Annotated in this window: 11 protein-coding genes; all 11 read left to right on the forward strand. The window is 69.7% G+C overall.

The window, feature by feature from the left end; all coding sequences use genetic code 11:
* Positions 1 to 91: 91 nt before the first annotated feature.
* Complete coding sequence (locus RT91_RS07110) at positions 92 to 973, forward strand: alpha/beta hydrolase (RefSeq protein WP_231295364.1); 882 nt, start codon at positions 92 to 94, stop codon at positions 971 to 973.
* A 9-nt stretch (positions 974 to 982) separates the two neighbouring features.
* Entirely contained in the window at positions 983 to 1,642 is a 660-nt protein-coding gene (locus RT91_RS07115) for a glutathione S-transferase family protein (RefSeq protein ID WP_035186416.1), read from the forward strand.
* A 2-nt stretch (positions 1,643 to 1,644) separates the two neighbouring features.
* Complete coding sequence (locus RT91_RS07120) at positions 1,645 to 2,283, forward strand: uracil-DNA glycosylase family protein (RefSeq protein WP_085947336.1); 639 nt, start codon at positions 1,645 to 1,647, stop codon at positions 2,281 to 2,283.
* Positions 2,280 to 2,567, forward strand: coding sequence for a 4a-hydroxytetrahydrobiopterin dehydratase (locus RT91_RS07125; protein WP_007421687.1), 288 nt, complete (start codon positions 2,280 to 2,282; stop codon positions 2,565 to 2,567). The genes RT91_RS07120 and RT91_RS07125 overlap by 4 nt, the downstream gene beginning before the upstream one ends.
* Positions 2,568 to 2,632: 65 nt before the next feature.
* Positions 2,633 to 4,039: a dipeptidase gene (locus RT91_RS07130; protein WP_035186418.1), complete on the forward strand. Its 1,407-nt coding sequence runs from the start codon at positions 2,633 to 2,635 to the stop codon at positions 4,037 to 4,039.
* A 4-nt stretch (positions 4,040 to 4,043) separates the two neighbouring features.
* Positions 4,044 to 4,643, forward strand: coding sequence for an ATP-binding cassette domain-containing protein (locus tag RT91_RS07135; protein WP_035186432.1), 600 nt, complete (start codon positions 4,044 to 4,046; stop codon positions 4,641 to 4,643).
* Positions 4,640 to 5,431 carry an ABC transporter permease gene (locus RT91_RS07140; RefSeq protein WP_007421683.1) on the forward strand — a complete coding sequence of 264 codons (792 nt, stop codon included), beginning with the start codon at positions 4,640 to 4,642 and terminating at the stop codon, positions 5,429 to 5,431. Before RT91_RS07135 ends, RT91_RS07140 begins: the two co-directional genes overlap by 4 nt.
* Before the next feature lie 71 nt (positions 5,432 to 5,502).
* On the forward strand, positions 5,503 to 7,428 hold the full coding sequence (locus RT91_RS07145) for a S9 family peptidase (protein WP_035186419.1): 1,926 nt from the start codon (positions 5,503 to 5,505) through the stop codon (positions 7,426 to 7,428).
* Positions 7,425 to 8,057, forward strand: coding sequence for a VC0807 family protein (locus RT91_RS07150; protein WP_007421681.1), 633 nt, complete (start codon positions 7,425 to 7,427; stop codon positions 8,055 to 8,057). Before RT91_RS07145 ends, RT91_RS07150 begins: the two co-directional genes overlap by 4 nt.
* Before the next feature lie 216 nt (positions 8,058 to 8,273).
* A complete protein-coding gene (locus RT91_RS07155) occupies positions 8,274 to 8,852 on the forward strand; it encodes a PAS domain-containing protein (RefSeq protein ID WP_035186421.1) in 579 nt (192 codons plus the stop codon).
* Positions 8,853 to 8,901: 49 nt separating this feature from the next.
* Positions 8,902 to 9,463 (forward strand): ISL3 family transposase (locus tag RT91_RS07160; protein ID WP_035186422.1); only part of this gene is annotated, 562 nt, incomplete at its 3' end.

The raw sequence follows: 9,463 nt of genomic DNA on the forward strand, positions 1-9,463 counted from the left end.
CGCGAATGCGGGATGGACGCGGCACGCATGCGGCAGATTTTGCCGGACCGGCATATATTGCCGGGCAGAAACGGCCCGCCATATCCGTTACATGACAGCATTGCCGACGCCGATCGACCTGCTGAACCGCGCGGTGCCGCGGTTCGGCACGGTCACGACACGGGATGTCGCGTTCGGCGACGGGACGCGCGACCGGCTCGACATCCATCGGCCGGCCCGCGCGGGCGGCGGCCTTCTGCCCGTCGTCGTATTCTTCTATGGCGGCTCGTGGCAGACCGGCGCGCGGGGCGAATATGCGTTTCTCGGCCGCGCGCTGGCCCGGCTCGGCCTGGTCGTCGCGGTGCCCGACTACCGGCTCTACCCGGAGGTCCGCTACCCGGCGTTCATTCACGACGCGGCACGGGCGACCGCCTTCATGCTCCGCCATGCGTGGCAATTCGGCGGCGATGGCCGGGCGGTGTTCGTCGCCGGGCACTCCGCCGGGGCCTATCTCGCGATGATGCTCGCTCTGGCGGAAGGGTATCTCGGCGCCGAGGGGGTGACGCCGTCGGCGCTCGCCGGCGCCATCGGGCTCGCGGGGCCGTATGATTTCCTGCCGATGACCGGGCCGGTCTATCGCCGCATCTTCGACCGCTTCGCCGATGATCCGGTCTGTCAGCCGATCAGCCATGTGAGCCCCGCCGCCCCGCCGTCGCTGCTGATCACCGGCGCGCGGGACCGGCTGGTGGCGCCGGCCAACACGGCGGCGCTGGCGGCCCGGCTGCGCGAGGCCGGCGCGACGGTGGACACGCGGATTTACGAACGGCTCTCGCATGTCCGGCTGCTGCTCTCGGTGCTGCCGAGCTTCGGGCTGATGCCGCCGGTCTGGCGGGATATCGCCTCGTTCATCGGCCGCACCGCGGCGCCGCCGGGCGGGGCGCGCGATACCGGCGGACGGGCGCCCGATATGGCGGGGCGGCTGCATCCGGGCTAATCGTCAATCATGAATGACAACTCATCGGTCCTCTATATCGGCAGCCGCCGCTATTCCTCGTGGTCGTTGCGCGGGTGGCTGGCCGTGCGCCTTGCCGGCCTCGCGGTGGAGGAGCGGGTGATCCCGCTGGCGGGCGGGCACACGCCGGCGGTGAAGGCCGTCTCGCCCTCGGGCATGGTGCCGTTCCTCGAACACGAGGGGGCGCGGGTCTGGGACAGTCTCGCCATCATCGAGTATTGCGCCGAGATCGCGCCGCAGATCTGGCCGGCGGCGCGCATCGCCCGCGCCCATGCGCGCGCCATCGCCGCCGAGATGCATAGCGGATTCCGCGAACTCCGCCTCGCCATGCCGATGAACTGCACGCGCACGCTGGAGCCCGCCGAGCCGGCGCCGGCGGTGCGCGCCGATCTCGACCGGATCGAGGCGATCTGGGCGGAGACGCGCAAGCGCTTCGGCGCCGGCGGGCCGTTCCTGTTCGGCGCGGCGCTGACCGGGGCGGATGCGATGTATGCGCCGGTGGTCTCGCGGCTGCTGACCTACCGACCGAAGGTCACGGCGACGACCGAAGCCTATCTCGCCGCCATTCGGGCGCATGAGCTGGTCGATGCCTGGTACCGGGATGCCGCCGCGGAGCCGGACGACTGGAAGATCGCCCGATACGAGACGTGACCATGATCCCCGACCCCGTCGTGGCGGGCGGGGCCGGCGCGACGGCGGGCGAGACGATCGACGACGTCGCCGCGGCGGCGCGCGCCTGCACGGTCTGCGCCGCGTCGTTGCCGCTGGGCCCGCGCCCGGTGTTCCGCATCTCGGCCACGGCGCGCGTGCTGATCGTCGGGCAGGCGCCGGGGACGAAGGTTCACGCGAGCGGGATTCCCTGGAACGATCCCTCGGGCGACCGGCTGCGCGACTGGCTCGGCATCGACCGGGCCACGTTCTACGACGAAAGCCGGATCGCGATCGTGCCGATGGGGCTGTGCTATCCGGGACGGCTGGCGCGCGGCGGCGACGCCCCGCCGCGGCCGGAATGCGGCAGGCTCTGGCAGGGGCGGCTGCGCGCGGCGATGCCGGCGATCCGCCTCACGCTGCTGGTCGGCAGCCACGCGATTCTCTATCATCTCGGCAAGGGGGCGATGGAGGAGCGGGTGCGGGGGTTCGCAGCCTATCTGCCCTCGCGGTTTCCGCTGCCGCATCCCTCCTGGCGGACACGGGCCTGGGCGGCGCGGCGGCCCTGGTTCGAGACCGAGGTGATCCCCGCCCTGCGCGCCGCCTTCGCCGCCGCCCTCTCGGAGCAAGGAGACACGACATGATCCCCCGCCTGACCGATGCCGAACGCGCCGCCCTTGTCGACCTCTTGCCGGAATGGTCGCTGGCGAAGGACCGCGACGCGATCGAACGGCGCTTCGCCTTCGCCGATTTCTCCGAGGCCTTCGCGTTCATGACGCGGGTGGCGCTGCTCGCGGAGAAGCACGACCATCATCCGGAATGGTCGAATGTCTACAATCGCGTGACGATCCTGCTGTCGACCCATGACGCGGGGGGGCTTTCGGCGCGCGATATCCGCCTCGCGGAGGCGATCGACGGGCTGGCTTGAGCGCCGCTGTCTTTTCCGGCACGCCGCCCTCCCCTATCGTCGTGCCGCCAACAGAGGGACATTCGATGAGCACCAGCAGGATCGACGACGTTCTCGCCCATATCGACGCCCATCTCGACAGCGCGCGCGGGCGCTGGTTCGAGCTGTTGCGGATTCCCTCGATCAGCGCGCAGGGGCTGACCGAAACCTCGCCGCACCGGGCGGATTGCCTGCGCGCCGCTTCACATATGCGCGACCTGCTCGCGGGGATGGGATTCGCGGCACGGCTGTCGGAGACCAGGGGCCTGCCCGGCGTGATCGCGACGCATCACAAGGCCGGGCCGGATGCGCCGACCGTGCTGTATTACGGGCATTACGACGTGCAGCCCGCCGATCCGCTGGACCTCTGGCACAGCGATCCGTTCGACCCGCAGCTTGTCGACCATCCGGAAGGCCCGCGCGTGGTCGCCCGCGGCGCGGTGGACGACAAGGGCCAGGTGATGATGGTGCTGGAGGCGGTGCGCGCCTGGCTCGACGTGACGGGCGGCCTGCCGGTGAACCTCACCGTGCTGCTGGAGGGCGAGGAGGAGTGCGGCAGCCCCTCGCTCGCCGCCATGCTCGAGGCCGAGCGGGAGGCGCTGAAGGCCGATTTCGTGCTCGTCGCCGACACCAACATGTGGGACCGGCAGACGCCGGCGATCACCACCAGCCTGCGCGGGCTCGCGGCGGTGGAGGTGCGGATTTCGGGGCCGGACCGCGACCTGCATTCCGGCCTGTTCGGCGGGCCGGCGCTCAACCCGATCCGCGCGCTGACCCGCATTCTCGGCGACCTGTTCGACGCCGACGGGCGGATCCGGATTCCGGGCTTCTATGACGGCATCCTCGATATTCCGGCGGACGTGCTCGCCTCCTGGCGGGCGACGGGGTTCGACGAGGCCGCCTGGCTCGGCGGCATCGGCCTCGCCCGGGCGAGCGGCGAGCGCGGGTTTTCGGTGCTGGAGCAGAACTGGGCGCGGCCGACCGCCGAGATCAACGGCATTTTCGGCGGCTATCAGGGCGAGGGCACCAAGACGGTGATTCCCGCCGAGGCCGGCGCCAAGCTCACCTTCCGCCTGGTGCCGGGCCAGGACCCGGCGAAGGTGGTCGAGGGATTCAAGGAATTCGTCAACGCGCGGCTGCTGCCGGATGCGAAGGCGCGTTTCGAGGTGCATGGCGCCTCGGCCGGGCTGGTCGTGCCGGTCGACCTGCCCTTCGTCCGCGCGGCGCGGGCGGCGCTGGAGCAGGAATTCGGCCGCAAGCCGGTGCTCGCCGGATGCGGCGCGTCGATTCCGGTGGTCGAGGCGTTCGAGCGGCAGCTCGGGCTGAAGACGCTGCTGGTCGGCTTCGGGCTGGACGATGACTGCATCCACAGCCCGAACGAGAAATTCGAGATGCGCTGCTTCCATCGCGGCATGCGGGCCGAGGCGCGGATGCTTGCCGCCTTCGCCGGCTGAGGCGGTGGCGTCATTCCTGGTGGCGGCCGGCCTGCGCGGGGCCGCGGGCGGGCCGTTCGACCTCGAACTCGGGCGCGGCGAGGCGGTGGCGATCACCGGCCCGTCCGGGGCGGGCAAGTCCGTGCTGCTGCGGATGATCGCCGATCTCGATCCGCATGAGGGGCAGGTCGCGCTCGGCGGGGCGGACCGCGCGGCGATGCCGGCGCCGTCCTGGCGGCGGCGCGTCGCCTATCTGCCGGCCGAGCCGGGCTGGTGGCACGAGACGGCTGCCGCCCATTTCCCCGACCGCGCGGCGGCGGCGGAGATGATGCCGCAGCTTGCCCTGGCGCCGGCGCTGCTCGACCAGAAGATCCACCGGCTTTCGACCGGCGAGCGGATGCGCCTCGCCCTGATCCGCACCATCCTGCCCCGGCCCGACGTGCTGCTGCTCGACGAGCCGACCGGCGCGCTCGATCCGAAGGCGACGGTGCTGGTCGAGAAGCTGCTGGCGCTGCGCCTTGCCGCCGGCACCGCGATCGTGATGGTGACGCATGACGAGGAACAGGCCCAGCGCCTTGGCGCGCAGCGGATGCATCTCGAAGGCGGGCGGCTGAACCTCGCATGACCCCGATCGACCTGACCCCGGCGGATCTGCTGATCGCCGCCTCGCTCGTGCTGGTCGATGCGCTGGCCTCGGTGCTGCTCGGCCTCAGGCTGCACCGGCAATTGCTGGTCGCGGCGGCGCGCTGCGCCGTGCAACTCCTGCTGATCGGGTTTTTGCTCCGCTTCGTGTTCGCCGCCGAGGCGCCGCTGCTCACGCTCGGCATCATCCTGCTGATGGTCGCGATCGCCGGACGCGAGGTCGCGGCACGGCCGGAGCGGCGGCTCGCGCGCTACGGCAACCAGATCGCCGGGCTTTCGGCGGTGGCGCTGGCCACCTTCATCACCGCGGTCTTCGCGCTGGCCACCGCGATCCGCCCGGAACCGTGGTATGCGGCGCGCTATGCCATTCCGCTCGCCGGGATCATGCTTGGCAACGCGCTCAACGCCGCCTCGCTCTCGCTCGACGCGCTGCTCTCGGCGGTGACGCGCGAGCGCGCCGCGATCGAGGCGCAGCTCGCCCTCGGGGCGACGTTCCGCGACGCGATGCGCCCGCTGATCCGCGAGGCGGTGCGCCGGGGGATGCTGCCGATCGTCAACACCATGTCCGCCGCCGGGCTGGTGACGCTGCCGGGCATCATGACCGGGCAGATCCTCGCCGGGCTGTCGCCGGTTTCGGCGGTGAAATACCAGATCATGCTGATGTTCCTGCTCGCCGGGGCGACCGGCATCGCCGCCGTGGGCGCGGCCTATTTCGCGGCGCGGCGGCTGACCGACGGGCGCGAGCGGCTGCGGCTCGACCGGCTGCACTGAAACGGGGCGCGGTTTCGCCGCGCTGGCGGGGCGCGGTTTCGCCGCGACGCGATCTCCGATAGGAAGTCCGCATGGACCGCACGACAGACACCACCGCCCTGCCCCTCATTCCGCGCGCCGCCCTGTTCGGCAATCCGCGCCGGGCGGGCGCGCAGATCAGCCCCGATGGCGGCACGATCGCCTTTCTCGCGCCGCGCAACGGGGTGATGAACCTCTTCGTCGCCCCGCGCGGGCGGATCGACGCGGCGCGGCCGCTGACCGACGAGCGGCGGCGCGGCATTCCGGGCTATGCCTGGGCGCATGACGGGCGGCATCTTCTCGTGGTCAAGGACAATGACGGTGACGAGAATTTCCATCTCCACGCCGTCGACTGCGAGACCGGGGCGATGCGCGACCTGACGCCGCACGGCCCGATCCAGGCGAGCATCGTCAAGCTCTCCCCCCGCCATCCCGGCGAGGCGGTGGTCAGCCACAATGCGCGCGACCCGCAATGGCCGGATCTCTACCGGATCGAGATCGCGACCGGGCGGTCGACGATGATCGCGGAAAATCCCGGCCTCGCCGGCTTCGATGTGGACGAGGATTTCGCCCTGCGCCTCGCCGCGCGGCTGGAGGGCGACGGCAGCCAGACGGTGCTGCGCCCGGATGGCGCCGGCGGCTGGGCGCCGTTCATGCGTTTCGCGCCGGAAGACGCGATGACCTCGGGCGTGCTCGGCCTGTTCACCGCCGATGGGCGGACGACGCTGATGCTGAGCAGCGCCGGGCGCGATACCGCCGCGCTGTTCCGCCTCGACCTCGAGACCGGCGAGGCCACCATGCTCGCCGAGGATGCGCGGGCGGATATCGGCGAGATCATCGTCCGGCTGCACGAGAACACGCCGCTCGCCTATGGCGTGAATTACGAGCGCAACCGCTACGTGGCGCTCGATCCCGCGATCCAGCCGGATCTCGACGCGCTCGATGCCGCCGGGATCGGCGATTGGGGCATCCAGTCGCGCAGCGAGGACGACCGGTTCTGGATCGTCGGCGCCGCCTCGGACACCGCCCCAGGCGTGGCCTGGCTGTATGACCGGAAGACACGGGCGCTGGAGAAGCTCTACGACACAAGGCCCGACCTTGCCGACGCCCCGCTCGCACCGATGCGCCCGGTGGTGATCGCCGCACGGGACGGGCTGTCCCTCGTGTCGTACCTCACCCTGCCGGCGGATGGGGGATCGGCGCCGCGGCCGCTGGTGCTGCTGGTGCATGGCGGGCCGTGGGCGCGGGATTCCTTCGGGTTCAACCCGTATCACCAGTGGCTGGCCAACCGGGGCTATGCCGTGCTGTCGGTCAATTTCCGGGCCTCGACCGGGTTCGGCAAGGCGTTCCTCAATGCCGGCGACCGCGAATGGGGCCGGGCGATGGATGACGACCTGCTCGATGCGGTGGACTGGGCGATCGGCCAGGGCATCGCCGATCCAAGCCGGATCGCCATCATGGGCGGGTCCTATGGCGGGTATGCGACGCTCGCCGCGATGACCCGGAATCCGGAGCGCTATGCCTGCGGGGTGGACATCGTCGGCCCGTCCAATCTCGAAACCCTGCTCGCGACGATTCCGCCCTATTGGGAGGCGGGGCGCAGCATCTTCACCCGCGCGCTCGGCGACCCGGCGACGCCGGAGGGCGCGGCGCTGCTGCGCGAGCGCTCGCCAGTGCACCAGGCCGCGCGCCTCGCCCGGCCGCTGCTGATCGGCCAGGGGGCGAACGACCCGCGGGTGAAGCAGGCCGAGTCCGACCAGATGGTGGCGGCGCTGAAGGCGAAGGGGATCGCGGTGACCTACGTCCTGTTCCCCGACGAGGGGCACGGTTTCGCGCGGCCGGAGAACAGCATCGCCTTCAACGCGATCACCGAGCATTTCCTCGCCGCCCATCTCGGCGGGCGGGCGGAAGCGTTGGCGGCGGAAGAGATCGGCCGGTCGACGGCGCAACTCCTCGAAGGGGCGGAGATCCTGCCATGAAGGGCATCGTCACCCGCAAGCGCGTCATGATGGCGCTGGAAATCCTGTTCAATTTCCTGCTGCCCTGGACCGTCTATCATTTCAGCAAGCCGCATATCGGCGAGATCCACGCGATCATGGCCTCGGCGGCGCCGCCGATCGTCTGGAGCCTCGTCGAGTTCGCCCGCCACCGGCGGGTCGACGCGATCTCGGTCATGGTGCTCGGCGGCATCGCGCTCTCGCTCGCCGGGTTCGCGCTCGGCGGTTCGCCCAAGCTGCTGCTGATGCGGGAATCGCTAGTCACCGGACTGATCGGCTTCATCTTCATCGTCTCGGCGCTGATCCGCCGGCCGCTGATCTATGTGCTCGCCAGCGCCAGCCTGAAGCGGCAATCGGCCGAGGACAGCGCGGAATTCGAATCCTATCGCCACCAGCCGGGCTTCCGGCGGGTGATGACGGTGATGACGATCGTCTGGGGCATCGGGCTGGTGGTGGAGACGGCCGTGCGCAGCGTGCTGGTGTTTTCGCTGCCGGTCGGCCGGTTTCTCATCGTCGGGCCGATCGTCGGCTACGTGACCATCGGGCTGCTGATGCTGTGGACCTTCCTCTATGGCCGTTCCGCGGAAAAGGCTGGACTTCTGGAAGGATGAGACCTACCTACATTTAAAATTCATGACATTACATTCATATATTGGACATGTATCAAGTCCGTATGAGTTTTAACCAAATCTTGTTTTACCGACAGACTGCGAGTGCCGGGCTTGTGACGGAACGGGGCAAAAAAGCGGCGGTGGGCGACCTCGCCACGGCAATGATGTGACCGCGCGGGACGCCGGTTCCCGGCCGCGGGCTGGAGACAACCGACGGTGGCTGAGACTTCGATCCCGCTGACGCTGGCGCAGGCCGGTGCGACCGATCCGGCGCCCGAAGCGTTCATGCCCGCCATGATCGCCGGTTTTGACTGGGCCGCGACACCGCTCGGCCCGATCGATACCTGGTCGGCAATCCGGCGGCGGACCGTGCAGCTGATCTGCCGCTCGGACATCGCCATCGCGACAATGTGGGGCCCCGAGGGCATCCTGATCTACAACGACGCCTGCGCCGCGCTGCTTGGCCGGCATCATCCGGGCAGCCTCGGGCAGCCGGCGGCGCAGGCGAACCCGCGCATGAAGCGCTTCATCCGCGACATTCTCGCCCGTGTCCACGCGGGCGAGACGGTGGTGCTGCACGATTACAGCCTGGTGTCCGACCGTGGCGACAGCCCCGAGCAGATCTGGCTCAGCCTGTCCTATACGCCGATTCTCGACGCCGACGGCCGGATCGACGGGGTGCACGCCGCCCTGACGGAAACGACGAACCAGGTGCGCGAGCGCGAGGAGGTCGAGACCGCGTTGCGGCAGTCGATGAAAATGGGCTCCTCGACGCGACGAATGGAAATGGGCTGAATGCTTTGGTCTGATGGGATAGCCTCCCTTTAGGTTTTGGGAGGCTGCGATGGATGCGGAACAGGTTCTGGCGCTGGGTCTTGGAGTTACGCCGCCATGGCGTCTGGCAGGTCAGCATCTGGAGACGGGGAAGCATCCACACGAGCTGCATCTGCGGCTGGAGGCGGATCGGGGTTCTCTGTTTGCCTGCCCGGAATGCGGTCGGGTCTGCAAGGCACATGACTTTGCCGAGTTCCGCTGGCGGCATCTGAATTTCTTCCAGCACCACTGCATTATCCTTGCACGGGTGCCCCGCGCGGACTGCCCGGAACACGGGGTGAAGCGGGTGCGGGTACCGTGGGCGCGGGAAGGCAGCGGCTTCACGCTGCTGTTCGAGCAGGTGGCGCTGATGCTGGCGCGCGAAATGCCGGTACAGGCGGCGGCACGGCAAATGGCTATCACCGACCAGCGGCTCTGGCGAATCATCGGGCATTACGTCGGGCAGGCACTGGATCGGCTCGACCTTGCCGAACTGAGGGCGGTGGCATTCGACGAGACGGCCTCGAAGCGGGGCCACAACTACGTCACGATCTTCATCGACCTGGAACGAAAGTCGCGGCCGGTGATGTTCG

The organism is Acidiphilium sp. JA12-A1 (assembly GCF_000724705.2).
Lineage (GTDB): Bacteria > Pseudomonadota > Alphaproteobacteria > Acetobacterales > Acetobacteraceae > Acidiphilium > Acidiphilium multivorum.

What these genes read in the sequence shown, in the direction of transcription:
- RT91_RS07110 (WP_231295364.1), top strand. Translation starts at nt 92, where the DNA reads ATGACAGCATTGCCGACGCCGATCGACCTGCTGAACCGCGCGGTGCCG.
- RT91_RS07150 (WP_007421681.1), top strand. Translation starts at nt 7,425, where the DNA reads ATGAAGGGCATCGTCACCCGCAAGCGCGTCATGATGGCGCTGGAAATC.
- RT91_RS07145 (WP_035186419.1), top strand. Translation starts at nt 5,503, where the DNA reads ATGGACCGCACGACAGACACCACCGCCCTGCCCCTCATTCCGCGCGCC.
- RT91_RS07140 (WP_007421683.1), top strand. Translation starts at nt 4,640, where the DNA reads ATGACCCCGATCGACCTGACCCCGGCGGATCTGCTGATCGCCGCCTCG.
- RT91_RS07115 (WP_035186416.1), top strand. Translation starts at nt 983, where the DNA reads ATGAATGACAACTCATCGGTCCTCTATATCGGCAGCCGCCGCTATTCC.
- RT91_RS07120 (WP_085947336.1), top strand. Translation starts at nt 1,645, where the DNA reads ATGATCCCCGACCCCGTCGTGGCGGGCGGGGCCGGCGCGACGGCGGGC.
- RT91_RS07130 (WP_035186418.1), top strand. Translation starts at nt 2,633, where the DNA reads ATGAGCACCAGCAGGATCGACGACGTTCTCGCCCATATCGACGCCCAT.
- RT91_RS07125 (WP_007421687.1), top strand. Translation starts at nt 2,280, where the DNA reads ATGATCCCCCGCCTGACCGATGCCGAACGCGCCGCCCTTGTCGACCTC.